This is a genomic window from Microbacterium sp. B24, from assembly GCF_000333415.1.
Classification (GTDB): Bacteria; Actinomycetota; Actinomycetes; order Actinomycetales; family Microbacteriaceae; genus Microbacterium.
Genome location: NZ_BADB01000221.1, coordinates 1 through 26,586 on the forward strand (window position 1 = coordinate 1; position 26,586 = coordinate 26,586).

The 26,586-nt window shown below is 70.7% G+C and carries 26 protein-coding genes; 11 read left to right on the forward strand and 15 right to left on the reverse strand.

The window, feature by feature from the left end; translation table 11 throughout:
• Positions 1-461 (forward strand): aminotransferase class III-fold pyridoxal phosphate-dependent enzyme (locus tag I5I_RS05885; protein ID WP_036317564.1); only part of this gene is annotated, 461 nt, incomplete at its 5' end.
• A 13-nt stretch (positions 462-474) separates the two neighbouring features.
• Here the strand turns inward: I5I_RS05885 and I5I_RS05890 are convergent.
• A complete protein-coding gene (locus I5I_RS05890; RefSeq protein ID WP_036317566.1) occupies positions 475-1,986 on the reverse strand; it encodes a molybdopterin-dependent oxidoreductase in 1,512 nt (503 codons plus the stop codon).
• 94 nt (positions 1,987-2,080) lie between these two features.
• On the opposite strand from I5I_RS05890, the gene I5I_RS05895 reads away from it, so the two are divergent.
• The 4 genes from I5I_RS05895 to I5I_RS05910 are packed head-to-tail and all read left to right on the forward strand — an operon-like array spanning position 2,081 to position 6,407.
• Positions 2,081-4,006, forward strand: a complete 1,926-nt coding sequence (locus I5I_RS05895) for a circularly permuted type 2 ATP-grasp protein (protein ID WP_239640034.1) — start codon at positions 2,081-2,083, stop codon at positions 4,004-4,006.
• Complete coding sequence (locus I5I_RS05900; protein ID WP_005047726.1) at positions 4,000-4,932, forward strand: alpha-E domain-containing protein; 933 nt, start codon at positions 4,000-4,002, stop codon at positions 4,930-4,932. Before I5I_RS05895 ends, I5I_RS05900 begins: the two co-directional genes overlap by 7 nt.
• Positions 4,929-5,774 carry a transglutaminase family protein gene (locus tag I5I_RS05905; RefSeq protein WP_036317569.1) on the forward strand — a complete coding sequence of 282 codons (846 nt, stop codon included), beginning with the start codon at positions 4,929-4,931 and terminating at the stop codon, positions 5,772-5,774. The genes I5I_RS05900 and I5I_RS05905 overlap by 4 nt, the downstream gene beginning before the upstream one ends.
• A gap of 42 nt (positions 5,775-5,816) precedes the next feature.
• Positions 5,817-6,407 carry a TetR/AcrR family transcriptional regulator gene (locus tag I5I_RS05910; protein WP_036317570.1) on the forward strand — a complete coding sequence of 197 codons (591 nt, stop codon included), beginning with the start codon at positions 5,817-5,819 and terminating at the stop codon, positions 6,405-6,407.
• Here I5I_RS05910 and I5I_RS05915 read toward each other — a convergent pair whose 3' ends face one another.
• The 3 genes from I5I_RS05915 to I5I_RS05925 are packed head-to-tail and all read right to left on the reverse strand — an operon-like array spanning position 6,408 to position 10,499.
• Complete coding sequence (locus I5I_RS05915; RefSeq protein WP_036317571.1) at positions 6,408-6,908, reverse strand: MaoC family dehydratase; 501 nt, start codon at positions 6,906-6,908, stop codon at positions 6,408-6,410.
• On the reverse strand, positions 6,905-8,884 hold the full coding sequence (locus tag I5I_RS05920; RefSeq protein ID WP_036317572.1) for an ATP-binding protein: 1,980 nt from the start codon (positions 8,882-8,884) through the stop codon (positions 6,905-6,907). Before I5I_RS05920 ends, I5I_RS05915 begins: the two co-directional genes overlap by 4 nt.
• 4 nt (positions 8,885-8,888) lie before the next feature.
• Positions 8,889-10,499 (reverse strand): carboxyl transferase domain-containing protein, encoded by a 1,611-nt coding sequence (locus tag I5I_RS05925; protein WP_083867954.1) that lies wholly within the window; start codon positions 10,497-10,499, stop codon positions 8,889-8,891.
• A gap of 75 nt (positions 10,500-10,574) precedes the next feature.
• Between I5I_RS05925 and I5I_RS05930 the strand changes: the two genes are divergently transcribed.
• Positions 10,575-11,066 (forward strand): MarR family winged helix-turn-helix transcriptional regulator, encoded by a 492-nt coding sequence (locus I5I_RS05930; RefSeq protein ID WP_036317576.1) that lies wholly within the window; start codon positions 10,575-10,577, stop codon positions 11,064-11,066.
• Here I5I_RS05930 and I5I_RS05935 read toward each other — a convergent pair.
• Positions 11,051-11,587 carry a MarR family winged helix-turn-helix transcriptional regulator gene (locus tag I5I_RS05935; protein ID WP_036317577.1) on the reverse strand — a complete coding sequence of 179 codons (537 nt, stop codon included), beginning with the start codon at positions 11,585-11,587 and terminating at the stop codon, positions 11,051-11,053. The two genes, I5I_RS05930 and I5I_RS05935, sit on opposite strands and share 16 nt — an antisense overlap.
• Before the next feature lie 101 nt (positions 11,588-11,688).
• Between I5I_RS05935 and I5I_RS05940 the strand changes: the two genes are divergently transcribed.
• Together I5I_RS05940 and I5I_RS05945 are read left to right on the forward strand one after the other, a co-directional pair.
• On the forward strand, positions 11,689-12,015 hold the full coding sequence (locus I5I_RS05940) for a DUF7882 family protein (protein WP_036317578.1): 327 nt from the start codon (positions 11,689-11,691) through the stop codon (positions 12,013-12,015).
• A complete protein-coding gene (locus I5I_RS05945; protein WP_005047706.1) occupies positions 12,012-12,350 on the forward strand; it encodes a hypothetical protein in 339 nt (112 codons plus the stop codon). The genes I5I_RS05940 and I5I_RS05945 overlap by 4 nt, the downstream gene beginning before the upstream one ends.
• 43 nt (positions 12,351-12,393) lie before the next feature.
• Here the strand turns inward: I5I_RS05945 and I5I_RS05950 are convergent, their stop codons facing one another.
• On the reverse strand, positions 12,394-12,750 hold the full coding sequence (locus I5I_RS05950) for a hypothetical protein (RefSeq protein ID WP_005047703.1): 357 nt from the start codon (positions 12,748-12,750) through the stop codon (positions 12,394-12,396).
• A gap of 45 nt (positions 12,751-12,795) precedes the next feature.
• On the reverse strand, positions 12,796-13,398 hold the full coding sequence (locus tag I5I_RS05955) for a TetR/AcrR family transcriptional regulator (protein WP_005047701.1): 603 nt from the start codon (positions 13,396-13,398) through the stop codon (positions 12,796-12,798).
• Between the two features lie 72 nt (positions 13,399-13,470).
• On the opposite strand from I5I_RS05955, the gene I5I_RS05960 reads away from it, so the two are divergent.
• Positions 13,471-15,528, forward strand: a complete 2,058-nt coding sequence (locus I5I_RS05960) for a beta-galactosidase (protein ID WP_036317579.1) — start codon at positions 13,471-13,473, stop codon at positions 15,526-15,528.
• A complete protein-coding gene (locus I5I_RS05965; protein WP_036317580.1) occupies positions 15,525-16,106 on the forward strand; it encodes a DUF1349 domain-containing protein in 582 nt (193 codons plus the stop codon). Before I5I_RS05960 ends, I5I_RS05965 begins: the two co-directional genes overlap by 4 nt.
• Here the strand turns inward: I5I_RS05965 and I5I_RS05970 are convergent, their stop codons facing one another.
• From I5I_RS05970 to rhaI, 3 genes are read right to left on the reverse strand one after another with little or no spacing between them, the layout of a single operon-like run.
• Positions 16,107-17,528 carry a rhamnulokinase gene (locus I5I_RS05970; protein ID WP_036317591.1) on the reverse strand — a complete coding sequence of 474 codons (1,422 nt, stop codon included), beginning with the start codon at positions 17,526-17,528 and terminating at the stop codon, positions 16,107-16,109.
• Complete coding sequence (locus I5I_RS05975; protein WP_036317594.1) at positions 17,525-19,561, reverse strand: bifunctional rhamnulose-1-phosphate aldolase/short-chain dehydrogenase; 2,037 nt, start codon at positions 19,559-19,561, stop codon at positions 17,525-17,527. The genes I5I_RS05970 and I5I_RS05975 overlap by 4 nt, the downstream gene beginning before the upstream one ends.
• A gap of 1 nt (position 19,562) precedes the next feature.
• Positions 19,563-20,729 (reverse strand): L-rhamnose isomerase, encoded by a 1,167-nt coding sequence (gene rhaI, locus I5I_RS05980; protein WP_036317596.1) that lies wholly within the window; start codon positions 20,727-20,729, stop codon positions 19,563-19,565.
• Between the two features lie 103 nt (positions 20,730-20,832).
• Between rhaI and I5I_RS05985 the strand changes: the two genes are divergently transcribed.
• The gene (locus tag I5I_RS05985) at positions 20,833-21,834 is read left to right on the forward strand and encodes a LacI family DNA-binding transcriptional regulator (protein ID WP_036317598.1); all 1,002 of its coding nucleotides are present in this window, start codon (positions 20,833-20,835) and stop codon (positions 21,832-21,834) included.
• A gap of 13 nt (positions 21,835-21,847) precedes the next feature.
• On the opposite strand, the gene I5I_RS05990 is transcribed toward I5I_RS05985, so the two are convergent.
• Genes I5I_RS05990 through I5I_RS06010 form a run of 5 tightly spaced genes read right to left on the reverse strand, consistent with a single transcriptional unit; the run spans position 21,848 to position 26,546 of the window.
• Positions 21,848-23,626: a hypothetical protein gene (locus I5I_RS05990; RefSeq protein ID WP_051039502.1), complete on the reverse strand. Its 1,779-nt coding sequence runs from the start codon at positions 23,624-23,626 to the stop codon at positions 21,848-21,850.
• Entirely contained in the window at positions 23,623-24,378 is a 756-nt protein-coding gene (locus I5I_RS05995; RefSeq protein ID WP_036317599.1) for an SDR family NAD(P)-dependent oxidoreductase, read from the reverse strand. The genes I5I_RS05990 and I5I_RS05995 overlap by 4 nt, the downstream gene beginning before the upstream one ends.
• A 7-nt stretch (positions 24,379-24,385) precedes the next feature.
• Positions 24,386-25,252 (reverse strand): phosphogluconate dehydrogenase C-terminal domain-containing protein, encoded by an 867-nt coding sequence (locus I5I_RS06000; protein ID WP_083867956.1) that lies wholly within the window; start codon positions 25,250-25,252, stop codon positions 24,386-24,388.
• Complete coding sequence (locus tag I5I_RS06005) at positions 25,249-26,043, reverse strand: sugar phosphate isomerase/epimerase family protein (protein ID WP_036317601.1); 795 nt, start codon at positions 26,041-26,043, stop codon at positions 25,249-25,251. The genes I5I_RS06000 and I5I_RS06005 overlap by 4 nt, the downstream gene beginning before the upstream one ends.
• Positions 26,040-26,546, reverse strand: coding sequence for a triose-phosphate isomerase (locus I5I_RS06010; protein WP_083867957.1), 507 nt, complete (start codon positions 26,544-26,546; stop codon positions 26,040-26,042). Before I5I_RS06010 ends, I5I_RS06005 begins: the two co-directional genes overlap by 4 nt.
• Positions 26,547-26,586 lie beyond the last annotated feature (40 nt).

Sequence of the window (26,586 nt, forward strand, 5' to 3'; positions counted from 1 at the left end):
CCGACGTGTACCTGCTCGGTAAGGCGCTCGGCGGCGGGATCGTGCCCCTGTCGGCGGCGGTCGCCGACCGCGACGTCCTCGGGGTCATCCGTCCCGGCGAGCACGGGTCCACGTTCGGGGGCAACCCGCTCGCGGCGGCCATCGGTGCCCAGGTGGTGCAGATGCTGGCATCGGGCGAGTTCCAGGCGCGCGCCACCGCGCTCGGTGCGCACCTGGAGGCCACCCTCGAGCCCCTTGTCGGCAATGGCGTCACCGCGATCCGCGTCGCGGGGCTCTGGGCGGGCGTCGACATCGATCCGACACGGGGGACGGGACGCGAGATCGCCGAGCGGCTGCTCGCGCGGGGGGTTCTCGTGAAAGACACGCACGGCCAGACGATCCGCATCGCTCCGCCGCTCGTGGTCCGGGCCACCGAGCTGGACTGGGCGATCGAGCAGCTACGGCTCGTCCTCGAGGGCTGAGCCCCGCCCGGCCTCAGGCCACGGAGACCGAGACCCGCGGCCACCCGGTCGCGCCGTCCGGCGCCGGTGGGGCGACCGTCTGCGTCTGCGGCTGCCCGTCGATGCCGATCGCGCGGGCCACGATCGTGTGCTGTCCCGCCGTCGCCCGCCACGGGAGCGACCACTGCACCCAGGTGTCGGCCGAGATGGCGGTCGCGAGCGTCGCGTCCTGCCACTCGCCGCCGTCGATCTGCACCTGCACACCGCGAACGCCCACGTGCTGCTGCCAGGCGACGCCGGCGATCACCGTGTCGCCGGCCGCGACCGTGTCGCCCCGCCGGGGGACGTCGATGCGGCTGGCGAGCTTGATCGGGCCCCGCTCCGACCACCCGCGCGGCGTCCAGTACCCCTGCGCATCGGAGAAACGGGTGACCTCCAGGTCGGTCACCCACTTCGTCGCCGACACATAGCCGTACAAGCCCGGCACGACCATCCGCACGGGGAAGCCGTGGGCGAGCGGAAGCGGCTCACCGTTCATCCCGACGGCGAGGATCGCATTGCGCTCGTCGGTGAGCGCCTCCAGCGGGGTGCCGGCCGTGAAGCCGTCGATCGACGTCGAGAGCACCATGTCGGCATCCGCCTGCACGCCGGCCCGCGACAGCAGGTGTCGGATCGGGTAGCCGAGCCAGCGCGCAGTGCCGATCAGATCGCCGCCCACCTCGTTCGAGACGCACGTGAGGGTGGTCACGCTCTCTTCCAGGGGAAGGGCGAGCAACTCGTCCCAGCCGATCTCCACCTCGGTGTCGACCTTGCCGTGGATACGCAGTCGCCAGGTCGCCGGGTCGATCTGCGGCACCGCGAGCGCCGTGTCGATCCGGTAGAAATCGCCCGTGGGCGTGATGACCGGCGCGAGCTGCGGGATGCCGAGGTCGGCGCCGGCCGGCACGCTCACCGTCTTCGTGGCGCGCGGAAGCGTGATCGCCGCGCGAACCGCGGTCGCGGCACGGGCCCCCGTCTGCAGCGCCCACCCGCCGACGGCGGCCAGAGCGCCCGTCGCCGCCGCGCCGGCGGTCCACAGGAGAAAGGTGCGGCGGGAGGTGCCCGCGGCATCGTCGGCGGAGGACGCGGTCACGGCGCGCGGCGCGAGCAGGCTCAGGGCGAGGAGCGTGGCGCCGGCGCCCACGGCGGGGGCCACGACGGCCAGCGCGGCGGCATCGGCCCGTGACACGGCGGCCACCGCGCCCACCAGCCCCAGCACGACGACGAGAGCCTGCGCGGCGCCCATCGAGCGGCGGGCGAGCAGACCGGCGCCGGCTCCGATCAGCAGCAGCGCGATGGCGACCGCGGTGACGAGCGCCGCCTTGTCGCCGGTGCCGAACAGAGCGATCGCGAGGTCCTTTCCCCACGGCGGGGCGAGGTCGATCAGTGCCCCGCCGACGGCGGCGATGGGACTCGCCCCCACGAGGGCGCCGGCAAGCTCGCCGAGCCCGACACCGAAGGCGGCGGAGGCCGCGCCGGCGGCGGCTGCCCGTGCTCGCGTACGCATGCGCTGATCCTAAGTCGCCGCGGACGGCGCGCGGGCGGATGCCGCGGCATCCGTCGTCACACTCAGGAAACACGGCCCGGACTAGGCTCATGGCATGGGTGACCTGTTCGACGGATACGGCTCGACGCTGGCTCCGCGCAAGACCGTCTCCGGCGTTCCGGCCTTCGACGAGATGTTCGCCGCGCCCGCCTCCGCCGGCGCCGCAGCGACCTCCCGTCCGGCGTACCGCGAGCTGTATCAGGCGCTCGCCAAGATGACGCAGGAGGAGCTGCGCGGACGCACCGAGTCGCTCGCCAGCTCGTACCTCGCGCAGGGCGTGACCTTCGACTTCGCCGGAGAGGAGCGTCCGTTCCCGCTGGACGCCGTGCCCCGTGTGATCCAGTACGACGAGTGGTCGAAGATCGAGAAGGGCGTGCAGCAGCGCGTGCGCGCCCTCGAGGCGTTCCTCGACGACGCCTACGGCCACCAGCACTGCGTGCGCGACGGCGTGCTGCCGGCCGCGCTGATCGCCTCCAGCCAGTACTTCTACCGCCAGGCCGCCGGCATCCACTCGGCCAACGGGGTGCGCATCCAGGTGGCCGGCATCGACCTCATCCGCGACGAGAACGGCGAGATGCGGGTTCTCGAAGACAACGTGCGGGTGCCGTCCGGCGTCAGCTACGTCATCTCCAACCGCCGGGTCATGGCCCAGACGCTGCCCGAATTGTTCGTCTCGATGCGGGTGCGCCCGGTCGGCGACTACCCCAACAAGCTGCTGCAGGCCCTTCGCGCCTCGGCCCCGCCCGGCATCGACGACCCGAACGTCGTCGTGCTCACTCCGGGTGTGTACAACTCGGCCTACTTCGAGCACACGCTGCTCGCACGCCTCATGGGCGTCGAGCTCGTCGAAGGGCGCGACCTGCAGTGCGTCGGAGGCAAGGTCTTCATGCGCACCACTCGCGGGCCGCGCCGCGTCGACGTCATCTACCGCCGTGTGGACGATGACTTCCTCGACCCGCTGCAGTTCCGCGCCGATTCGATGCTGGGAGCGCCCGGCCTCATGCTTGCCGCGCGGCTGGGCAACGTGACGATCGCCAATGCCGTGGGCAATGGGGTGGCCGACGACAAGCTGCTCTACACGTACGTGCCCGACCTCATCCGCTACTACCTCGCGGAGGAGCCGATCCTCAAGAACGTGGACACGTGGCGGCTGGAGGAGCCGGCCGCCCTCGAAGAGGTGCTCGACCGGCTGGACGAGCTCGTCGTGAAGCCGGTCGACGGCTCGGGCGGAAAGGGCCTCGTGGTGGGCCCCGACGCGTCGCCTGCCGAGCTCGAGAAGCTGCGCAAGAAGCTCATCCGCGACCCGCGTGGGTGGATCGCTCAACCGGTCGTGATGCTCTCGACCATCCCGACCCTCGTCGAGGACGGGATGCGCCCGCGCCATGCGGACCTCCGTCCGTTCGCGGTCAACAACGGCGACGAGGTCTGGGTGCTGCCCGGGGGCCTGACGCGCGTGGCCCTGCCGGAGGGGCAGCTCGTCGTCAACTCCTCACAGGGTGGCGGCTCGAAGGACACCTGGATCGTCGGCGGCGACGCCCCCCACCGCGGTGACCGCGTCGTGCAGACCGCGGGCGGCCTGGCGGGTCTGGTCGCCGATCAGGCCTCGGTCACCGAGGCGATCCCGATCATCTACGACGCGCAGGGGGAGCAGTCGCATTCCCCGCAGGATCGTCCTCTGAGCACGCAGGAGCAGCAGGAGCAGCAGCAGCAGGGCCGCGACACCCAGGAGGTGAAGCGACAGCCGGCGGTGCGGCGACAGTCGCCGGTGCGGGATGCCGCGGCATCCACCCGCCCGCATGTCCCAGAATCTGTCGTCTGCAAGGGCCTGGGGCGACCAGAAGTGGGACACGGTGTGCAGCAAGTGGGACACGGTGTGCAACAAGTGGGACACGGTGGGCTGCAAGGGGGACGCGCGGATACGGCGGATGCTGCGGGTGCGGCGCGTGCCGCGGGGGCGGATGCGGAGGTGACGCCATGCTGAGCCGCATCGCCGAGAGCCTGTTCTGGATCGGGCGCTACATCGAGCGCAGCGACGGCACCGCGCGCATCCTCGACGTGCACCTCCAGCTGCTGCTGGAGGACCCGTGGATCGACGAGGACACGGCGTGCCGCTCGCTCATGGGTGTCATGGGCTCGGTGCCGCCACCGCCGACGGTCGAGGTCACCCGCTCCGACGTGCTGACCAGCCTCGCCGTCGACCGTGCCAATCCGTCGAGCATCGCCTACGCCGTGCAGGCGTCGCGGGAGAACGCCCGCCGCGCGCGCGAGATCGTCTCGACGGAGCTGTGGGAGACCCTGAACACGACCAACTCGCGGATGCCGCGCCGCCTGCACAACGAGAAGGTTCACGAGTTCTTCCAGTGGGTGCGGGAGCGCTCCGCGCTCGCCGTCGGCATCACCGACTCCTCCACGAGCCGGGACGAGGCGTGGCAGTTCCTGACGCTGGGGCGGGCGATCGAACGCACCGACATGACCGCACGGCTTCTCGCGACGCGCGCGCTGACCGAGGCATCCGGTCCGTCGTGGACGACGATCCTGCGCTCCTGCGGCGCCTACGAGGCGTATCTACGCACCTACCGCGGGATGCCGAGCGCGTCCAACGCAGCTGAGTTCCTGCTGCTGGACCGGCTGTTCCCGCGCTCGATCATCTACTCGATCGCCCAGGCGGAAGCGTGCATGCGGGAGATCGATCCGGTCGCCGACCGCGTCGGCCATTCCAACACCGTGCTGCGGGCGCTGGGACGCATCCGCAACGACCTCGAGTACCGGCCGATCGGCGAGATCCTCAGCGAGCTGCCCGATCACATGGAGCGTGTGCAGAAGGTCACGCGGGAGGCCTCGGAAGCCATCCGCGGGCGCTTCTTCCCCACGCACGCCGAGCCGAGCTGGATCGGAGAGACATCATGATGCGGCTGCGCATCGAGCACACCACCGGCTTCGCCTATCAAGGAGATGTGGGGGCGTCGTACAACGAGGCGCGGATGCTGCCCATCTCCACCGACAGTCAGTTCGTGCTGAGCTCGCAGTTGGACATCGATCCGTCGACGAGCGTCAACTACTACCTCGACTACTTCGGCACCCGGGTCGCCGCGTTCGACGTGCTTGCCGGCCACCGGGCGCTGGAGATCACGGCACGCTCTCTCGTCGAGGTGCGCCCGCGTCCGCTCGAGTTCCCCGAACTGAGCTGGGAGCGGCTCGCTGCCGAGAGCGTGCGCTCGATCGGCACGGTCGAGATGCTGGGGCAGTCGACCCGCACCAGTCCGCACCCCGAGGTCGCCGAGCTCGCGCGCACCATCGCCGGCCGCCACGACGAACCGGCCCGCGCGGCGCTGGAGATCGCGACCGCCGTAGGCGACGCGATGGAGTACATGCACGGCATCACCGGGGTGCATTCGACCGGTGCGGAGGCATGGGCGGAGCGCAAGGGGGTCTGCCAGGACATCACCCACATCACCCTCGGGGCGCTGCGCGAAGTCGGCATCCCCGCGCGCTACGTGTCGGGGTACCTGCATCCGCAGCCGGATGCCGAGGTCGGCGTGCCCGTGACGGGTGAGTCGCACGCCTGGGTGGAGTGGTTCTCGGGCGGCTGGCAGGGCTTCGACCCGACGAACAACGCCGAGATCGGTGACCGGCACGTGCTGGTCGGCCGCGGCCGTGACTACAACGACATCCCGCCGCTGCGGGGCGTCTACGCCGGCCCGTTCAAGAGCAACCTGCACGTGAAGGTCACCATCACCCGGGAAGCGTGACGCCTCCGCGGGGACGGCGCAGCGGCTCGCTAGGCTGAACCGGTGACGACGTGGCGCAGCTCGCAGAAGGCTGATCGTCGAGCACGCCTTCTCACGGAGGCCGCCGCGCTCTTCGCCCGGCGCGGATTCGCGGCGGTGACCACCGTCGAGATCGGGGAAGCCGTCGGGATGAGCGGCCCGGCCCTGTACAAGCACTTCCGGAGCAAGGATGCGCTGCTGGCGGAGCTGCTTCTCGACGCGAGCGAGCGTCTGCTCCAGGGCGCTCGGGAGATCCTCGGTGCCGGCCCGGTGACGGATGCCGCCGCGGCGCGTGCCGCACTGGACGAGCTCATCGCGTTCCACATCGGCTTCGCGACCGCCGCCCCCGACATCATCCGCATCCAGGACCGGGAGCTCGCCGGACTCGATGCCGAGACGAACCAGCGCGTACGGCGGCTGCAGCGCGAATACGTGCAGGACTGGGACACCGTGCTCGCAACCGCCGTTCCCGGCCTGAGCGCGCCCGAACGCGAGACGCGGCTGCTCGGGGTCTTCGGGCTGCTCAACTCCACGCCCCACAGCGTGCCCGCCGGTGGCGAGGAGGCCGCCGGCATCCTCGCCGCGATGGCGCGCCGGGCTCTGGTCGAGGGGTGATCACGCGCCCGTCGCCGCGGCGGGCAGGCATCGCATGAGGGTGGTGCGCGTTGCGGTGGCCACCACTTCGCTGCGCTGGTTGCGCATCGTGTGCGCGAACTCCACGATGCCCTGCCCCGGTCGGGACGACGAGAGGCGGGTGCCGACGACGACCGTCTCGGCGTAGAGGGTGTCGCCGACGCGTACCGGCGCCGGGAACGTCACCTGGCCGAAGCCCAGGTTCGCCACGATCGTTCCCTGCGTGAGCTGGGCGACCGACAGGCCGACCAGCGTCGACAGGGTGAACATGCTGTTGACGAGGCGCTCCCCGAACTCGGTGCCCGCAGCCCACGCCGCGTCGAGGTGGAGCGACTGCGTGTTCATGGTGAGCGTCGTGAACAGCACGTTGTCGGCTTCCGTGACGGTACGCCCGGGGGCATGCACGTAGAGCGCCCCCTCGATGAACTCCTCGAAATAGAGCCCCCGCTGCTCGATCCGTGCCGCGGCGATGCCGTCGCTCATGCGTCTTCCCTCTCGATCGTGGCCACGACGCCGCCGCGGGCGACCTGATCGCCGGCGGCGACGGTCAGCCGCACGGTGCCGCCCACCGTTGCGCGCAGCACATGCTCCATCTTCATCGCCTCCACCGCGACGATCGCGTCGCCCACCTCGACATGGGCGCCCTCGTCGACCGCCACCATGACGACCGTGCCCGGGAGAGGGGAGGTGAGTGTGGGGGAGGCGTCGGCGGTGCGGTCCGCTCCATATGTCGCGCGGTGCTCGCGCACGAGAACCGCGTCTGCGTCAGTACGGAGCCAGACCCCGCCCGATCCCGCCGCGAACGGGAAGGAACGCCCGTGACCGCCGATGCCGACGCTCGCCCGGCCGTCGTCGAGAGCGACGGTGGCCGCTTGCGGGTCGCCGTCGTCGACCGCGACGCGCAGCGGCGACGCCCACACGCGGACGCGAGCGCGGCGCGCCGGTGTCTCCAGATCGAAGACGGTCGCCGCCGCCGCGCCCAGGCGCCATCCGTCGGCGCGCGCCCAGGGTCCTGTCGGACCCGTCGCGGTGGTGCCGGTCGGCTGTGCGTGCATGACGAGCGCGGCTTCCGCGAAGGTGCGCTCCGAGGTCTCCGGAAAGGGCAGGTGCTCGAAGACGCGGGCGATGAGCCCGGTGTCGAGCTCACCGGCGATGACTTCGGGCCGCTCGAGCAACAGCTTCAGGAAGGTGAGGTTGGTCTCGAACCCGAAGATCGCGGTCTCGGCGATGGCATCCACGAGACGACGCCGCGCCTCTTCGCGGTTCGGAGCCCACGCGATGAGCTTCGCGAGCATCGGGTCGTAGTCGGTGGAAACGTCGAGGCCGTCCTCGAGCGAGGTGTCCACGCGGATGCCGGGTCCCGACGGGTGCACGACCCGTTCGACCCGGCCGCCGGTGGGCAGGAACCCCGCTTGCGGATCCTCGGCGTAGACGCGCACCTCGATGGCGTGGCCGTTCAGGCGCACGTCCTGTTGCTGGAACGGCAGCGCCTCGCCCGCCGCGATGCGCAGCTGCAGCTCCACCAGGTCGAGGCCGGCGACCAGTTCGGTGACGGGATGTTCCACCTGCAGGCGCGTGTTCATCTCCATGAAGAAGAACTCGTCCGGACGGTCCGCGGGGACGATGAACTCCACGGTGCCGGCGCCCACGTACCCGACGCTGCGCGCCGTCTCGCATGCGGCGGCCCCGATGCGGGCACGCGTCGCGACATCCAGCAGGGGAGAGGGAGCCTCCTCGACGACCTTCTGATGCCGTCGCTGCAGCGAGCACTCGCGTTCGCCGAGGTGCACGATGTTGCCGTGGGAGTCGGCGATCACCTGCACCTCGATGTGCCGTGGCGTCGTGACGTAGCGCTCCAGAAACAGGGTGTCGTCACCGAAGGACGCCGCCGCCTCGCGCCGGGCGGCGGCGACCGCGGCCGGAAGCTGCGCCTCCTCCTCGACGACGTGCATCCCTTTGCCGCCTCCGCCCGCGGAGGGCTTGATGAGGACGGGGAAGCCGACTCCGGCAGCGCCGTCGATCAGCTCCGCGTCGGTGAGGCCGGCGCGCGCAAGACCCGGCACGGTGGGCACACCCCGGGCTTCCACCGTCCGCTTGGCCGAGATCTTGTCGCCCATGATCTCGATCGCCTCGGGGCTCGGGCCGATGAAGACGACGCCGGCTTCGGCGCAGGCGCTCGCGAAGGCGGCGTTCTCGGCAAGGAAGCCGAGACCGGGGTGGACGGCCTGCGCGCCCGTCTGCCGCGCGGCATCCAGCACGCGCTCGATGGACAGGTAGCTCTGGGCGGCGGGGGCGGGCCCGAGGCGCACCGCCTCGTCGGCGAGGCGGACGTGCACGGCATCCGCGTCGGCGTCGCTGAAGACGGCGACCGAGCGGATGCCGAGGCTCCGGAGCGTACGGATGATGCGCACGGCGATCTCGCCGCGGTTGGCGACGAGCACCTTCGTGATGGTGGTCATGCGATCACATCCGGAAGACGCCGTAGCCGGCGTCGGTCATCGGGACACGGGAGACGACGTCGAGGGCGAGTCCGAGCACGTCGCGGGTCTGCGCGGGCTCGATCACGCCGTCGTCCCAGAGCCGCGCGGTGGAGTAGTAGGGGCTGCCCTGGCGTTCGTACTGGTCGCGGATGGGCGCTTCGAACGCCGCCTTCTCCTCCTCGGTCCAGGCGTTGCCGGCGGCGCTGAGCTGGTCGCCCCGCACGGTGGACAGCACGGATGCCGCCTGTGCGCCGCCCATGACCGACACCCGTGCTCCCGGCCACAACCAGAGGAAGCGCGGCGAGTAGGCGCGACCGCACATGGAGTAGGTCCCGGCACCGAACGACCCGCCCACGACGACCGTAAGCTTGGGCACGCGGGCGCAGGCGACGGCGTTGACCATCTTCGCGCCGTGCTTGGCGATGCCGCCGTGCTCGTATTCGCGCCCCACCATGAAACCGGTGATGTTCTGGAGGAACAGCAGCGGGATGCCGCGTTGGTCGCACAATTCGATGAAGTGCGCCCCCTTCATCGCCGATTCGGCGAACAGGACGCCGTTGTTGGCGACGATGCCGACCGGGTGGCCGTGGATGTGTGCGAAGCCGGTGACGAGGGTCTCGCCGTACTCCTGCTTGAACTCCGCGAACCGGCTGCCGTCGACGAGCCGTGTGATGATCTCGCGCGCGTCGTAGGGAGTGGTCAGCTCGACCGGGACGACGTCGTAGAGGGTGTCGGCGTCGTGCGCGGGCGGATCGGCCGGGCCGAGATCGTACGGCAGCGCGGCGCAGCGCGGCAGCGTCTCGACGATGTCGCGAACGATCTGAAGGGCGTGATGATCGTTCTCGGCGAGATGATCGGTGACACCCGAGATGCGCGAGTGCGTCACCCCGCCCCCGAGTTCCTCCGCCGTGACGACCTCGCCGGTCGCGGCCTTGACCAGAGGCGGACCGCCGAGGAAGATCGTGCCCTGGTCGCGCACGATCACGGTCTCGTCGCTCATCGCCGGGACGTAGGCGCCGCCGGCGGTCGAGGAGCCCATCACCGCGGAGATCTGCGCGATGCCGTCGCGCGACAGCCGCGCCTGGTTGTAGAAGATGCGGCCGAAGTGCTCGCGATCGGGGAACACCTCGTCCTGGAGGGGCAGGAACGCGCCGCCGGAGTCGACGAGGTAGATGCACGGGAGGCGATTCTCGGCCGCGACCTCCTGTGCGCGCAGGTGCTTCTTCACCGTCATCGGATAGTACGTGCCGCCTTTGACGGTGGCGTCGTTGGCGACGACCATCACGTGCCGCCCGTGGACGAGGCCGATGCCGGCGATGACGCCGGCGGCGGGAGCGTCGCCGCCGTAGAGACCGTGCGCGGCGAGGGGGGCGAGCTCGAGGAACGGGCTTCCGCGGTCCAGCAGCAGGTCGATCCTGTCGCGAGCCAGGAGTTTGCCGCGGGCGGTGTGCCGCTGGCGCGCGCTGTCGGGGCCGCCCCGCGCGGCCTCCTCGCGCACCTCGCGCAGCGTCGCCACGAGCTCGCGGTACCCGTTCGTCGTCGTCGACACGGCATCCTCATTTCGGTTATCAATCAGTAACCCAATCAGGAACATAGCGCCTGAGGCGAGGATTGTCCACCGTCATCATCGATCTGGGACCGGAGCACGATGGTGCGGCACAATATTGCGATGAGCACGTCCGCCGAGCAGCCGCCGTCCTACTGGTACGTGGACGAGGACGCGCGCTCGACGTCGGTCATGGAGGCCATGCGCTCCTACCGGGCTGCCGAGGTCGCGATGCGGCGGAGGACCCAGCAGTCGATGGACATGGGGGAGAACGAGCTCCTCGTGCTGCGCTTTCTCGCACGCGCGCATATGCGCGGCGAGAACGTGACGCCCGTCACCCTGAGCCGCTATCTCGGGATCACGTCAGCGTCGACGACCGCGCTGCTGGATCGGCTCGAGAAATCGGGCCACATCACGCGCACGCCCAATCCGGACGACCGCCGCAGCGTCCTCATCCGATCGAGCGAGAAGTCCGACGACGAGGTGCGTCACACCCTGTCGGCCATGCACGAGCGCATGATGGCGGTCGTGCGGGAGATGGATCAGGACCAGCGCGACACCGTCATCCACTTCCTCGACGCGATGCGCGTCGCGGTCGATCACATCGACGCGTAGTCGCGAGCGCCCGCGGGGTCGGCGATATCGTCGGCGGCGCCGGTCGCCGCATCCAGGAAGGCCAGCACTGCTGCGCGACCGTCGTCGGAGAGCTGATCGATGGCGCGCGCGACACGGTCCTCGAACGCGTCGACGAGGGCGGCGACCTCGGCTGCCGCGCGCTCGGTCGGTGCGATGAGGATGCTGCGACGGTCGGTGGGGTGGCTCACGCGCTGAACGCTGCCGAGCCGCTCCAAGCGATCGAGCAGCGCCGTCGTCGATGCCGAGCTGATGCCCAGGTGGCGCGAGATCTCGCTCGGCTTGACATCGGTGCCCGCGCGGTCGCAGGCCAGCACGTACTGGAGAATGCGGAGTTCGTTCTCACCCAGGGCGGCATGGGTGCGCACGCGCTGATGCATCTGCGCGTCTGCCGCTCGAAAGCGTGCGAGCGCTTCCAGCACGGGGGCCGTGTCGGATGTGTGTGCGGTCGTCACCTCACTCACCTCCCAGAAGAAGTCGTCGCCGAAAAAGTCCGGTGTCACCAATATAGCTCATGAATTATCTCGCTTGACTAACTACTTATCCACGGAATAACCTTTCTCGTAACAGACCTGGCGTACCGCGCCACACGGAGGGAGTCACGATGGGACGCATGTACTACGGCAACAGCGCCGACGCCATCGAGATCGACGATGTCGACCTCGCCCACCTTCGGATGGTGACGATGACGAAGCTGCGCCGGTCGGAGGGCTTCAGCCTGACGTTCTCCTCGCCCGCCTACGGACGGACCGCCCTGTGGGTGCACAGTGCGATTCCCCTGCGCTTCGAGTTCGACGACGCGGAGCCGATTCGCCTCGACCCCGCGCGGGTGAACGAGATCGCCCAGGCGGCGGCTTCGGCGGCTGGAGTGGTGATGGAGCGTGCGCTGACCACCGCGCCGTCGCGCGCGGAGCTGGCGGCCGTCGCATGAGCATCATCGCTCCCGCGTCGCCGGGGCGCGTCACCTGGGCTCGCGTCAGCGAGGGCTTCTTCGTCGCCTCGCGTGCCGGCGACTACGTGGGCTGTGTGGAGGCCACGCCCGACGGTCACTTCGTCGGCTTCGACTCGCGATCGACCCCGGTGGGCCGCTACGTGAGCCTTGCGGAGGCCCAGCGCGCGGTGTTCACCGCGCACGCGGTGCGGCCCGAATCCGGTGTCGAGTCCTCGCCGCGGGCGCAGGTGCTGTGGCAGACAGCGGCAACGGTGAGCGGTGTCGTCGCGCTGGGAGCCTTGGCGACCGCCGTCCTCACGACTCCTCTGATCTAGATCGCGTGATCTAGACCGCGAGATCCCAGGGGCCTCGCGATGCTCAGACTCCGGCGGCGGTTGCCTCGGCGATGGCCTGCTCGGTGCGTCCCTGCAGGTAGCCGCACAACTCGGCGAGGTCGGACAGATCCGCTGACAGTCGCGCAACGCCCGTGGCATCGAGGTCGAAACTCTCGGTCCGGGGCTCGAACGTCACCATCCACCGCGGGTGGCCGTCGGCGATGACCGGCTGGATGTAGGTGACCGTGGACGCGTTGCTCAAGGCGACGACGACGAGGCCGGAGTCCGGTCCCGGAGTGAAGTCCTTCTCGAGAACCGATACGGAGGAGGCCTCGACGTTGCGGTCCTCGAGGTAATCGCGCACCCATGAGGCGACCGTTTCCTGGTTGCGATAGGGCATGGGGCCTCGATTCTCGGCTTCAGCGTGCCGGAAGGCACAAGCCCATTATGCCGCCCGTGGTCGCAGTGCACTCGACAGAAGCAGGGACATGGCCGCCACGGGGTCCGAATCATCGGCGAGCCAGCGGATCTGAACGCCCTCCCACCCCGTGATGACCAGGGCGGCCAGAGCGGTGTCGTCGCCGACGGGCGGGTCGATCCTTCCGGCGGCGCGATCGGCGGCGATCGCGCCGGCGTAGTCGGCGATGACGCGCGCGTACCGCTGGCGCAGCCAGTCGTGCGCCTCGTGTCCAGGGTAGGTGGCCTCCGCCGAGACGATGGAGAACATGCGCACCAGCTCGCGACGGTCGAGATTGCGTTCGACGATGCCCAGCACGGTCGGGATGAGTCCGTCGCGACGGGTGCGTGCGAGGAAGTCGGCATCTGCGGCATCCTCCTGCTCCAAGACCGCTGCCAGTAGCGACACCTTCGTCGGGAAGTGATGCATGACCGTCGTCAGGCCGAGCCCCAGTTCAGCGGCGATCTGACGCAGGGAACCTCCGCGGTAGCCGTGGGCGCTGAAGATCGCCGTCGCCGACGCGATGATCTCCGCGCGCCGTTCGGCCGACTTCGCGTACGGACCGCGCCGAGCCGGAGTCGGGGTCGTCATGGCATGACAGCGTACCGTGGCGCCCGCCGAAAAAACCGTGCATGTGCACGATATTCGATATAGGATGCCGTCATGGCAACGCAGGCACGGGAGTATCGCTGGGTCCGAGACGGCGCGACGGGGGCGCGGCGCATGCGCTACGGCGCCGACTACAACCCAGAGCAGTGGTCGCGCGACGTCTGGGCTGAGGACATGCGTCTGATGCGCGAGGCCGGAGTGAACGTCGTGTCACTCGCGATCTTCTCGTGGGCGCTGCTGGAGCCGCGTCCGGGCGAGTACGACTTCGCCTGGCTCGACGAGGTCATCGATCTGCTGCACGAGAACGGCATCGACGTCGACCTTGCCACGGCGACGGCGTCGCCTCCGGCCTGGCTGTCGCAGCGGCATCCCGAGATCCTCCCGCAGACCGAGGACGGCACCGTGCTGTGGCCGGGTGCGCGTCAGCACTGGCGGCCCACCTCGCCCGTGTTCCGCGAGCACGCGCTGCGACTGGTGCGCGCCCTCGCAGAGCGCTACGGCGATCACCCTGCGATCATCGCCTGGCACATCTCGAACGAACTGGGCTGCCACAACATCTACGACTACTCCGACGACGCCGCCCGGGCCTTCCGTGCGTGGCTGCGGCAGCGTTACGGCACGCTCGACGCCCTCAACGACGCCTGGGGAACGGCCTTCTGGTCGCAGCACTACACCGAGTGGGATCAGATCCTGCCGCCGCGCACCGCGCCCACGCACCGCAACCCCGGCCAGCGGCTCGACTTCGAGCGGTTCTCGTCGGACGCGGTGCGCGATCACCTGCGCGCCGAGGCCGCCGTGCTCGCCGAGGTGACGCCCGACATCCCGTTCACGACGAACTTCATGGTCGCGCAGAACGTTCGGGACATCGACTACCCCTCGTGGGCCGGGGATGTCGACTTCGTCTCCAACGACCACTACCTGCGGCCTGGCGAGGTCGGCCGTGATGACCTCTCCTTCTGGGCGAACCTCACCGGCAACATCGCCGAGGGGCGGCCCTGGTTCCTGATGGAGCACGCGCCGAGTGCGATCAACTGGCGCGAGGTGAACCCGCCCAAGCGGCCGGGCGTGCTGCTGCGCGACGCGCTGACCCACGTCGGGCACGGGGCGGATGCGGTCTGCTTCTTCCAGTGGCGCCAGTCCCGCGCCGGCGGCGAGCGGTATCACTCGGGCATGGTGCCGCACGCCGGCGAGCACAGCCGCGTGTTCCGTGACGTCGTGGCGCTCGGTGCACGTCTGCAGGAACTGTCGGAGGTCACCGGCTCGCACCGGGAGCGTGCACGCGTCGCGGTCGTCTTCGACTACGAGTCCTGGTGGGTCAGCGGGCGCGACTCGCACCCCACCGACGCGATCCGCTACGACGACGAGACGCTGGCCTGGTATCGCGCGCTGCTGGACCTCGGCGTGCGCGCCGACGTCGTTCCCGTCTCGGCATCCCTCGACGACTACGAGGTCGTCATCGCGCCGATGCTGCACGTCGTGCCCGATGCGTTGCGCACCCGGCTGGAGACCGTCGTGCGCAGCGGCCGCCATCTCGTGACGACGTACTTCTCCGGAATCGTCGACGAGCACGACCGGGTCTGGCTGGGCGGCTACCCCGGCGCGCTTCGCGAGGTGCTCGGCGTGACGGTCGAAGAGTTCGTGCCGCTTCTGCCCGAGGAGGAGGCCGTGCTCGCCTCCGGGGAACGGGCGGCGCACTGGAGCGAGCGGATCGCCCGCGTCGGTGCCGACGTCGAGGTGCTGGACACCTATGCGGCCGGCGACCTCGCCGGGATGCCCGCCGTCACCCGTCGCCGGGCCGGCGACGGGTCGGCGACCTACGTCTCCGCCGACCTCGGTCGGGAGGGCGCCCGCGCCCTGCTCGAGCGTCTCGCCGGTGACATCGACGCGCTCGCGGCGGATCCGCTCGCGACCGGAGGTCGTCTCGAGGTGATCGTCCGCCGCGGTCAGGCGCGTCGGCATGTGTTCCTCGTCAACCGCACCGACGAGGAGGTCGTCGTCGATGCCGGAGACGGTCTGCGCGTCGCCCCGCGCGGCGTGGAGGTGCTGACCCTTCCCGTCGGTGCGTCCGACGAGGCGGCCGTCGCGGCTGCGCACGGCAGGATGGTCTCATGAGAGAACGTGTCGCCTGGGATGCCGGAACGTGGACGAGTCCGCCGGCCGCGGTGAGTGAGCGGGACGGCGCGCTGGTGGTCACCGCCGTCGAAGGCAGTGACGCATGGCGCCGCACGGCGTACGGCTTCATCCACGACACCGAGCACGCGCTGATCGCACCGCTGCCGGTCGGGACGGCCATGGAGGTCGTCTTCGAGGCCGACTTCACAGCGCAGTTCGATCAGGCGGGACTGTTCGTGCGCGCCGACGATGAGCGCTGGATGAAGGCCGGAGTCGAGAACGCCGACGGTGTGCTCGGCGTCGGCGCCGTCGTCACCGACGTCATGTCGGACTGGTCGGTCGGGGCGGTGCCGGAGTGGGCCGGGCGGCCGTTGCGCGTGCGCGTGAGCCGTGGCGAGGATGCCCTCACGGTGCGTGCCGGCGTCGACGGCGAGCCGTTGCGTCTGGTGCGGGTCGCGCCGTTCCGCGGCGATCTCGACGCGCAGGCGGGACCGATGGTGTGCGCGCCGACGCGCGCCGGCCTCGAGGTCGTGTTCACCGAGTGGCTGCACACCGACGCCGACGCGTCCCTGCACTGATCACGCCCGCGGCTCGTACCGGCGCAGCTCCTGTGTGCGCGCGACGAGGTCTCGCAGCTGTTCGAGCTCTCCGTCGATCACGCCCGCCGCGCGTGCCTGGATCAGGACGTTGCCGAGCGCGGTCGCCTCGACCGGTCCCGCCACGACGGGCACGCCGCACCGATCGGCCGTGCGCTGACACAGCAGTTCATTGAGTGCACCGCCGCCGACGAGGTGGACGGTGCGCACGTCCACGCCGCCCAGCCGGGACGTGGTGGCGACGGCATCCGCGAAGGCCTGCGCGAGCGACTCGACGATCGCGCGCACGTACGCGGCGCGCGTGCGCGGCGGGGCGAGACCGTTCTCATCGCACCACGCGTCGATGCGCGCGGGCATGTCGCCGGGGGCGAGGAAGCGGGGGTCGTCGACGTCGAACACGGGCGCGGCGGATGCCGGCACCTGCGCCGCCGCGGCCAGCAGCGTCGCCAGCTCGACGTCCCCGCCATCGCGCGACCAGCCGCGGACGGCCTCGCTGAGGATCCACAGCCCCATGACGTTGTGCAGCAGGCGCACGCGCCCGTCGACGCCGCCCTCGTTGGTGACGTTCGCGGCGCGCACCGCGGGAGTCAGCACCGGATGGGCGACCTCGACGCCGACCAGCCCCCAGGTTCCGCACGAGATGTAGGCCGCGGCCTCGGCCCGCATGGGCACGGCGACCACCGCGGATGCCGTGTCGTGCGAGCCCACGGCGATGACCGGCGCGGTGCCGCCCACACTCGCGTGGACGTGGGGGAGGAGCTCTCCGATCCGCTCGCCCGGAGCGATGAGCGGCGGCAGTACGGCACGCGGCAGTCCGAGAGCGGACACGAGCTCGTCGTCCCATGTTCGCCTGCGCGCGTCGAGCAGCCCCGTCGTCGATGCGTTGGTGAGCTCGGCGCGGCGAGCGCCGGTGAGCCAGAAGGCGATGAGGTCGGGCATCAGCAGGACCGTGTCGGCGATCGTCATCAGCTCCCGCGGTTCGGCGGCCAGCTGGTACGCCGTCGTGAACGGCAGGAACTGAAGACCGTTGCGCGCGAACAGTTCGTCGCGTGCGATGGCGGTCTCCACCGTCGCCACGCCGCGGGCGGTGCGCCCGTCGCGGTAGTGGAACGGGATGCCGAGCAGCCGCCCGTCGCTCAGCAGCGCGTAGTCGACGGCCCACGAGTCCACCCCGATGCTCGCGATCTGCGGTTCGCGGCGGAAGGCGTCCCGCAGGCCGTGCACGGATGCGGCATAGAGCCCTGCGGCATCCCAGTGCAGGCCCGTGCCCAGGCGGATCGGATCGTTGGGAAACCGCGCCACCGTCTCGGTGTCGAGGATGCCGCGCCCGACCCGCCCGAGCACGACGCGCCCGCTGGTCGCGCCCAGATCGATCGCGGCGACCGCGCGTGGCGTGTGGATCATCGCAGGAACGCGGCCGCGACGCCGGAGTCCACCGGGACGTGCAGGCCCGTGGTGCGCGACAGCTCGGGTCCGGTGAGCACGAAGACCGCGTCGGCGACGTTCTCGGGCACCACCTCGCGCTTGAGGATCGTGCGGTTGGCGTAGAACTGGCCGAGATCCTCCTCCTTGACCCCGTAGGTCGCCGCGCGGTTCGCGCCCCAGCCCGCGGCGAAGATCCCGGAGCCGCGCACCACGCCGTCGGGGTTGACGCCGTTCACCCGCACCCCGTGTTCACCCAGCTCGACCGCGAGCAGACGCACCTGGTGCGCCTGGTCGGCTTTCGTCGCCGAGTAGGCGATGTTGTTCGGTCCGGCGAAGACGGAGTTCTTCGAGGAGATGTAGATGACGTCGCCGCCCATCCTCTGCGCGATGAGCGCCGCTGCGGCGGCCTTCGACACCAGGAACGAGCCCTTGGCCATGACGTCGTGCTGCAGGTCCCAGTCCTTCTCCGTCGTCTCCAGCAGCGGCTTCGACAGCGAGAGACCGGCATTGTTGACGACGAGGTCGACGCCGCCGAAGGCGAGGATCGTCTCGTCGATCGCGGCCTGGACGGCCTCGGCATCCGCCACGTTCGCCGCGACGCCGATCGCCACGTCCGGCCCGCCCAGCTCCGCGGCGGCGGCCCGGGCCTTCTCGAGGTCGAGGTCGGCGACCACGACGCACGCACCCTCGGCGGCCAGGCGTGCGGCGATCGCTTTGCCGATGCCGGAGGCCGCGCCCGTGACGAACGCGATGCGCCCCTGGTGGCTCTTCGGCTTCGGCATCCGCTGGAGCTTGGCCTCCTCCAGGGCCCAGTATTCGATGCGGAACTTCTCGGCGTCCGAGATCGGGGTGTACGTGGAGACCGCCTCGGCGCCGCGCATGACGTTGATGGCGTTGACGTAGAACTCGCCCGCCACTCGCGCCGTCTGCTTCGTCGCGCCGTAGGAGAACATCCCCACCCCCGGCACGAGCACGATGAGCGGGTCGGCGCCGCGCATCGCGGGACTGTCGGCGTCGGCGTGCGCGTCGTAGTACGCCCGGTAGTCGACGCGGTAGTCCTCGACCAGCTCGTGCAGGCGGGCGAGCTGGTCGTCGAGGGATGCCGTCGCGGGCAGGTCCAGCAGCAGCGGCTTCACCTTGGTGCGCAGGAAGTGGTCGGGGCAGCTCGTGCCCAACGCTGCGAGGCGTGGCGACGCCTCGGACGCGAGGAATTCCAGCACGGTGTCGCTGTCGGTGAAGTGACCGAGCATCGGACGATCGCTGGAGACGAGGCCGCGGATGGTGGGCGCGAGCGCCGCCGCGCGGGCACGCCGCTGCGCGAGGGGAAGGGCCTGGTAGCCGTCCCGAACTCCTCCGAACGGAGCCGGATCGCCGTGTTCGGCGAGGTAGGCGGCGGCCATCGCGATGATGGTCGAGGAGTTTCGCTCGGCCTCGGCGCTGGTCTCGCCCCATGCGGTGATGCCGTGGCCGCCGAGGATCGTGCCGATCGCCCGGGGGTTCTCGGCCCTGATCGCTGCGATGTCCAGCCCGAGCTGGAAGCCCGGACGGCGCCAGGGCACCCAGACGACCGCGTCGCCGAAGATCGCGCGGGTGAGCGCGGGGCCGTCGGCGGCGGTGGCGATCGCGATGCCCGCATCGGGGTGCAGGTGGTCGACGTGGGCGGCATCCACGAGCGCGTGCATCGCCGTGTCGATCGAGGGGGCGGCGCCGCCCTTGCCGTGGAGGCAGTAGTCGAACGCGGCGACCATCTCGTCCTCGCGGTCGACGCCGGGGTACACGTCGACGAGCGCGCGCACGCGGTCGAGGCGGAGCACGGCCAGTCCCGGCTCGGTGAGCGTGCCCAGGTCGCCGCCGGAGCCTTTGACCCAGAGCAGTTCGACGGGGGCTCCGGTGACCGGGTCGATGTCCGTGCCCTTGGCGGACGTGTTGCCGCCGGCGTAGTTCGTGTTCGCGGGGTCGGCGCCCAGACGGTTGCTCCGGGCGAGGAGTTCGGCGATGGTGGGGTTCGTCATCTCAGGCACCCCATCCCGCCTGCACGCCGCCGACGCGCTCGGCCGCACTGCGTTCCGCGTAGCCGGATGCCGCGTAGGCGGCCATCGGGTCGGCGGGAAGTCCCCGCTCCACGCGCCAGGCGGCCAGCTGAGGCCGGACATCCGTCTGGAACGCGTCCATGAGGATCGCGTTCGCAGCGAGCACGTCGTCGTTCTGCTGAGCGGCGCTCAGCGCCTCGCGGTCGAGCAGGAGTGCGCGCGCCGTCATCTCCTGCACGTTGAGCACCGAGCGGATCTGGCCCGGGATCTTGTCCTCGATGTTGTGACACTGATCGAGCATGAACGCGACATCCGGATTGTTCAGACCGCCGCCGCGGATGACCTCCACGAGGATGCGGAACAGCTGGAAGGGGTCGGCCGCCCCGACGATGAGGTCGTCGTCTGCGTAGAAGCGGCTGTTGAAGTCGAAGGAGCCGAGTCGTCCGAGTCGCAGCAACTGCATGACGATGAACTCGATGTTGGTGCCGGGGGCATGGTGGCCGGTGTCGAGGCAGACCATCGCCCTCTCGCCCAGGGCCGCCACCTGCACGTAGGAGGTGCCCCAGTCGGGAACGTCGGTGTGGTAGAACGCCGGCTCGAAGAACTTGTACTCCAACACGAGGCGCTGCTCGTCGCCCAGGCGTGCGTAGATCTGCTGCAGCGAGTCGTGGAGGCGATCCTGTCGGTCCCGCATGTCGTTCTGGCCGGGGTAGTTGGATCCTTCGGCCAGCCAGATCTTCAGGTCGCGCGAGCCCGTGGCATCCATGATGTCGATGCACGCGAGGTGATGGTCGATCGCCTTGCGGCGGATGCGTTCGTCGTGGTGCGTCAGCGCGCCGAACTTGTAGTCCTCGTCCTGGAAGGTGTTCGAGTTGACGGTGCCCAGGCGCACGCCGTGGTCTTCGGCGTGGCGGCGCAGGGCAGCGTAGTCCTCGACCGCGTCCCAGGGGATGTGCAGCGCGACGCTCGGTGCGAGCGCCGTGTGACGGTGCACCTGCGCGGCATCCGCGATCTTCTCGAATGGATCGCGGGGTGTGCCGAGGGTGGGGAAGACCCGGAAGCGGGTTCCCGAGTTGCCGAAAGCCCACGAGGGCAGCTCGATCGCCTGGGCGGCGAGGGTGGACAGGTTCTCTGGTGACAGCGTCGTCATTCTCGGGCTTCTCTCGACAGGCGTCTGATTCTCGAACGCGCATTGAATCGTTTCAAACGGTAGTGTCGTTGAAACGATTCGTCAAGATCGACAAGGGGCGGAGATGGGCGTCAGTGTGAAGGAGGTCGCTGCCGCCGCGGGCGTCTCGGTGGGCACAGTCTCCAACGTGCTCAACCGACCCGAGAAGGTCGCCGCCGAGACCGTGACCCGGGTGCAGAGCGCCATCGAGCGTCTCGGATTCGTGCGCAACGACGCGGCGCGCCAGCTGCGCGTGGGGCGCAGCCGCGCGATCGGGCTCGTCGTGCTCGACACCGCGAACCCCTTCTTCGCCGAGGTCGCCCGCGGGGCCGAGGAGCGCGCCGCGGCCGAGGATCTCGCGGTGCTGTTGGGCAACAGTGATCATCTGCGTGACCGCGAGGACGCCTACCTCGACCTGTTCCGCGAGCAGCGCGTCAACGGTGTGCTCCTCACGCCGACCGCGCGTGATGCGTGGCCGATCGAGCGGCTGCGCGCCGCGGGAATCCCCGTGGTGCTCGTCGACGCGGAAGATCACGAACGGCGGGTGCCTTCCGTCGCCGTCGACGACGTCGAGGGCGGATTCCTCGCCGCGGCACACCTGCTGGCCCTCGGCCGGCGTCGACTGGCCTTCGTCGGCGGGCCCGCCCACGTGCGGCAGGTCGCCGACCGACTCGCCGGCGCACGCCGTGCGCTCGACGCCGTCTCGGATGCGACGCTCGAGGTCGTCGACGTCGACGCGCTCACGGTGCTCGCCGGACGCCGTGTCGGCGACGCGCTCGCCGCCCGAGCGCCCGCGGATCGGCCCGACGCCGTGTTCTGCGCCAACGATCTGCTCGCCGTGGGGCTGCTGCAGGGGGCAGCGATCCTCGGCGGCATCCGCGTCCCCGAGCAGCTCGCCCTCATCGGCTACGACGACATCGATTTCGCGGCGACGGCCGTCGTGCCCCTCTCCTCCATCCGCCAACCCGCGCGGAGCATCGGGGCGAGCGCAGTGGAGCTGCTGCTCGAGACGCTCGACGATCCCGCGGCGACGCGCGCCGTCCGCTTCCGTCCGGAGTTGGTGGTGCGGGCCTCGACCGGCTCGTGAGCGCGGGCGCGACTCACTCGACGCTGCGCACCCACCTCTGCGCCGGCACCGCCAGGGTGCGCTCTCGCGCGCCGAGCACCGTGAGCGTGCGGTCGGTGTCGCCGAGATTCGCAGCAAGCAGCGTGGCCGCACCCCTGTCGTCGACCGCGCCCACCGCCCACAGCAGCCCGTCGCGACTGCCTCCGTACAGCAGCCTCTGCCCGGACAGCTCCGAGAGCGCGCGCACGGCGGCGGCGACGGGATAGGGGATGCCGCGCTCGTCGCGGATGCCGCGCGGACCCCACTCCTCGAAGAAGGCCAGGCTTGCGACACCGGGCACCGCCAGCGCCGCAGCGGAGGCGATCGTCCACGCGGCCATCGGCGCGCTGCGCTGGCGCGCGTCGTCCGGCGCGACCAGAGCCGCTCCGTACCCGCGGGTGAGCTCGCTCGTCGCCGGAGACGGCGCGGGCGTCGTCGCGACGTCGTTCACCCGCGGATGCAACGTGACCGGGCCGATGTGCACGGGCACTCCGGCCGCCAGAACGACGGCTTGTGAGGCGACGAGGCGCTGGATGCCGAGCGACTCGATCAGCTGGGCGGTTCCGGTGCTGTGGAAGAGGGGTGTGAGGCTGAAGGCGAGACCGTCGACCGTGTCGTCCAGGCGATGGTGCTCGCGATTGAGCTGGGTGAAGTGCGTCCGCACGCCCCCGATCACCGTCGCCGCCGCGACGTGGTGACCGCGGTGCGCGAGTGCGGCGCGCAGCAGCGCCGTCGCCTCCCGATCCGCGAGCTGGGCAGCATCGCCGTCGAGCCAGAAGGCGCCGAGGCGGGAGACATCGTGGTGTGCGAGCGCGGCGACGGCGCGATCCAGCGCGTCCACGGTCGCTTCTCGCGCTTTCGAGGCGGACGGCAGCAGCAGCCGCACATCCAGGCGTCCGCCCGACCGTGCCGCGCGCTCGAGCGCGGCCGGCCAGCCGGCCCATCCGAGATCGAGCTCGACGAGCACGGGGAGTGATCCGACCGCGTCATCCGCGCGTGGCTCGGGTGCAGGATCGGCTCCCGTGGCCGCCCCGACGGCGATCTCCGGAAAGCGGCCGGCGGTGATCAGAGCGACCGCGTCCGTCTGTGGGGCGGGGGCCTCCGCGGCGGGTGCGGGCGTCGCTCGCCGGGCCGTCACCCTCACCGCCTGCGTGATCCGTGCGCCGGCGGCCAGCTGCACCGGGAACGGGAGAGCGAGCGGCCTGCTGTAGGTCTTGAACGAGGCGTCGGTCCAGTTGCGCTGGTCTTCCATCTCGAAGACGTCGCCAGAGAACACGACCTCGACCGCGAGGCCGGCGTGCGTCCATCGCAGCGCGCCGATGTCGAGAACGGGTTGGTGGGGGCTGATCGCGCGGGGGAACGTCGTCGACTGCTCGCTGCCGTCGGTGTGGGTCACCGACAGCGTGGTACCCGCCACCGTCGGCGGGTGGAGGACCACGAGTCCGGTGCGATTCGTCTCGAAGGGCTGCGTCGTCTCGAGATCGCACGCGACGGTCAGCGTGGATTCCGCCGCGTGCACGCGGACCGTGCCGACGAAGGAGGACCCGTGACCGCGCGAGCGCACGTGCAGCGTGAGCGACGCGTCGTGCTCCTGGACGCGTTCGACGACCAGTGCAACGGTGTTCCAGTCGCGGTCGCGGACCACGGCGCGCACCGACCGGAGGACCAGCGCACCGTCGACCGAGATGTCGGCGAGCTCGTCGCCGCGCAGGTCCAGCGACCAGCGCCCCGCGCTCCAGCGCCGCGGATCCTCACCCCACCACTGCTCCGTCACAGCGACGTCATGCCCCCGTCGACCTGGAACGTCGCACCCGTCGCGAAAGCGCCGTCGTCGGACGCGAGGTAGACCATGATGCCGGCGACGTCGTCGGGGGTGCCCGCCCGTCCGATCGGGATGCGCTCGACGATCGCGGCCCGTGCCTCGGGATCGTCGGTGATGGCCGCCACCAGCGGCGTCTCGGTGTACGCAGGCTGCACGGTGTTCACACGGATGCCGGTGCCGGCGTACGCCGCAGCCGCCGTGCGCGCGAGGCCGTGCACGCCGGCCTTCGACGCACTGTACGCGGTGAAGTCCCTCCCCTCCCCGTTGACCGCCGTCGGGCTGCCGGTGAGGATGATCGAACCGCCGCCGCGGGCCAGGAGCGAGCGGACCGCGTACTTGACCGTCAGGAAGGTGCCGGTGAGGTTGACGTCGATCGTGCGGCGCCAGACGTCGAGGTCGAGGTCCGCGATGGGCGCGTCGTGGCCGAAGAGTTGCACGCCGGCGTTGGCGACGACCACATCGGGCGCCCAGCCGGCCGCGTGCACCTCCGCGAACCCCGCGGCCACCGACGCCTCGTCGGAGATGTCCATCGTCAGCGCTCGCGCAGCTGCGCCGATGCGCGCGGCTGCCTCGGCGGCCCCGTCGCCGTTGCGATCGGCGAGGATGACGCGGGCTCCCTCCCGGGCGAACCGTGTGGCGACCGCCAGGCCGATACCCAACGCGCCACCCGTGATGAGGGCCGTCTTGTCGTTCAGCTGTCCCATGGGGTCCTCAGTTCTTCGGCGCGAGCGGGCGCTCGATGCGGTCGAGGTGGAGCATCCGCGCGAGGTTCTTATCGAGCTCGTCGTCGCGGAAGATCTTCTTCCAGTCATCTTTGATGATGCTCTCGCGACCGTAGTCCATCGCGATGAGGCAGGCGTCGCTGAAGGGGTTGTCGCCGCGGAGCCCATTGGCCAGCGCCACCTGCGTGTGCCCGTACAGGATGCTGCGCGCCGCCGCCTCGGGAACTCCCATCGTGTGGATCGCCTCATGCAGGGCCTCGTTCAGGAGCGCGCCGATCATGCAGGCGACCGTCTCGACAAGCGTCGGCTCGAGCTGGGCGAGCTGCTTGACGCTCACCCAGTGCACGTCCACGACGGGTGCGTAGATCGCCCGCACCGTGTCCTCGACGATCGCCCTCTTCTGCGGGTCGTCGCTCTCGATCGCGGCGATCGCGTCCTGCGGTGCGGCGACGCCGCCGAAGGTGTCGGCCCATTCCTCGGCGCTCTGCCGCTGGAGGAACACCGACGGATGACAGGGGTGCGCGACCGCCTGCACGATGTCGTCGCGCGTCGTCAGGAGCCCGGCATAGGCGGCGGCGGGGTCGAGGGTCAGGACGATCGTGCCCGGTCGCAGCTGGGGCACGAGCTCCGCGGTCACCGGCGCCAGAGCGAGATCGGGCACGGCGAGCACGACGATGTCGGCGTCGACGACGGCAGTGGCGGCGTCGGACAGCGTGCGACCCGCGGCGAGGACGCGCTCGCGACCGGCCGGCGAGGTCTCGACGTAGTGGACCGTGTGGGCGGTGCGTACGAGGTTGTCGGACACGCGCGTGCCCATCTTGCCGCCGGCGCCGAAGACGGCGATGGTGTGGCTCACGGGGTTCTCCTCAGGTATTCCAGGGTGGTGCGGGTCCAGTCCCGCTCGGTGCGGATGGTGGTCTCGGCGTCGCCCTGCCACGGCAGCCAGTGCTCGACGATCTCGTCGATGCCGCGCTCGACCGGGCGGACGGTGGCGCGCAGGTGCGCGTAGTCGTGCAGTCCTGTCCCCATCGGGGCGCCGGCGTAGGTGAAGCCCACCCATCCGTCGCGCCGGCTGAACGCGAAGTCCTTGACGTGCACATTGCGCGTGGCGGATGCCGCGGCCTCCACGCAGGCGCGGGGATCCTCGAGCCGGGCGACCACGTTGGCGGGATCGAGGCAGATGCCGAGGTGCGCGCTGCCGACATCGTCGATGAGGCGCACCAGATCATCGGTCGCGACCTGCTCGTACGTCTCGAGCGCCAACGTGACCCCCGCCTGTTCGTACGAGGACACGGTCGCCGTCAGCCACGCCCGGGCCTCGGACGGCGACGGCTGCGCGTGGGGTGCGCCGACCATGGTGCGCACGAGGTCCGCCTCGAAGACCGCGGCGAGGCGGAGGTAGCGCTCGAGATGTGCGGGGGAGATGCCCTTGGTTCCGAGCTGGATCCGCAGGCCCAGCTCGCGGGCGACGCCGGCCGCGGTGCGCAGCTCGGCATCCGTCATGGCCTCCAACGGCGCGTAGTCGCAGATCTGGAACAGTCCCACATCGAGCGCGCGCGTCGCGTGGAAGGCGTCGATGAGGCTGAGTGGCTTCGGGGCGCGATCGGAGTGCTGCCAGAAGAACGCGTAGGTGCCGAGCCCGATCACGGTGTCGACGTCCGTGTGAGGGCCGCCGCCTCGTCGACCACGGCGGCGAGCGCCGCGGGGTCGTGCGCGAAGCGGCCGAGGAACACGCCGTCGACGTCGCCGTCCAGTCGCGTGAGCAGGCCGGGACCGGCGGAGCCGCCGTAGATGACACGGGAGCCTCCGCGCGCGGGATCGGCGTCGAGCGCAGCGCGCAGGGCGCGGGTGACGACGCGGATGTGATCGGTCGGTGCCGGCTCGGGAGCGCCGATCGCCCAGACGGGCTCGTAGGCGACCACCACGGGCGCCGCCGGAGCATCGGCGAGGGCCGTGCGCAGCTGTGCGAGCGTCGCGGATGCCGCGGCATCCGGGTCTTGCCGGCTCGTCTCACCCACGCAGAGAAGGGGAGTGAGGCCCTCGCTGAGTGCCGAGGACGCTTTCGCCGCCACGTCCGCGTCGGTCTCGCCCCGCAGCCGCCGGCGCTCGGCGTGCCCGATCTCGACGAGCGTGACTCCGGAAGCGGACAGTTCGGAGGCGGGACTCTAGAGGATCCCCGGGACCGAGCTC

Excerpts from the sequence above, each read along its gene's own strand:
- I5I_RS05890 (WP_036317566.1), bottom strand. The coding sequence starts at position 1,986 with ATGCGTACGCGAGCACGGGCAGCCGCCGCCGGCGCGGCCTCCGCCGCC.
- I5I_RS05895 (WP_239640034.1), top strand. The coding sequence starts at position 2,081 with ATGGGTGACCTGTTCGACGGATACGGCTCGACGCTGGCTCCGCGCAAG.
- I5I_RS05900 (WP_005047726.1), top strand. The coding sequence starts at position 4,000 with ATGCTGAGCCGCATCGCCGAGAGCCTGTTCTGGATCGGGCGCTACATC.
- I5I_RS05905 (WP_036317569.1), top strand. The coding sequence starts at position 4,929 with ATGATGCGGCTGCGCATCGAGCACACCACCGGCTTCGCCTATCAAGGA.
- I5I_RS05915 (WP_036317571.1), bottom strand. The coding sequence starts at position 6,908 with ATGAGCGACGGCATCGCCGCGGCACGGATCGAGCAGCGGGGGCTCTAT.
- I5I_RS05920 (WP_036317572.1), bottom strand. The coding sequence starts at position 8,884 with ATGACCACCATCACGAAGGTGCTCGTCGCCAACCGCGGCGAGATCGCC.
- I5I_RS05925 (WP_083867954.1), bottom strand. The coding sequence starts at position 10,499 with ATGTTCCTGATTGGGTTACTGATTGATAACCGAAATGAGGATGCCGTG.
- I5I_RS05930 (WP_036317576.1), top strand. The coding sequence starts at position 10,575 with ATGAGCACGTCCGCCGAGCAGCCGCCGTCCTACTGGTACGTGGACGAG.
- I5I_RS05940 (WP_036317578.1), top strand. The coding sequence starts at position 11,689 with ATGGGACGCATGTACTACGGCAACAGCGCCGACGCCATCGAGATCGAC.
- I5I_RS05945 (WP_005047706.1), top strand. The coding sequence starts at position 12,012 with ATGAGCATCATCGCTCCCGCGTCGCCGGGGCGCGTCACCTGGGCTCGC.
- I5I_RS05950 (WP_005047703.1), bottom strand. The coding sequence starts at position 12,750 with ATGCCCTATCGCAACCAGGAAACGGTCGCCTCATGGGTGCGCGATTAC.
- I5I_RS05955 (WP_005047701.1), bottom strand. The coding sequence starts at position 13,398 with ATGACGACCCCGACTCCGGCTCGGCGCGGTCCGTACGCGAAGTCGGCC.
- I5I_RS05960 (WP_036317579.1), top strand. The coding sequence starts at position 13,471 with ATGGCAACGCAGGCACGGGAGTATCGCTGGGTCCGAGACGGCGCGACG.
- I5I_RS05965 (WP_036317580.1), top strand. The coding sequence starts at position 15,525 with ATGAGAGAACGTGTCGCCTGGGATGCCGGAACGTGGACGAGTCCGCCG.
- I5I_RS05970 (WP_036317591.1), bottom strand. The coding sequence starts at position 17,528 with ATGATCCACACGCCACGCGCGGTCGCCGCGATCGATCTGGGCGCGACC.
- I5I_RS05975 (WP_036317594.1), bottom strand. The coding sequence starts at position 19,561 with ATGACGAACCCCACCATCGCCGAACTCCTCGCCCGGAGCAACCGTCTG.
- rhaI (WP_036317596.1), bottom strand. The coding sequence starts at position 20,729 with ATGACGACGCTGTCACCAGAGAACCTGTCCACCCTCGCCGCCCAGGCG.
- I5I_RS05985 (WP_036317598.1), top strand. The coding sequence starts at position 20,833 with ATGGGCGTCAGTGTGAAGGAGGTCGCTGCCGCCGCGGGCGTCTCGGTG.
- I5I_RS05995 (WP_036317599.1), bottom strand. The coding sequence starts at position 24,378 with ATGGGACAGCTGAACGACAAGACGGCCCTCATCACGGGTGGCGCGTTG.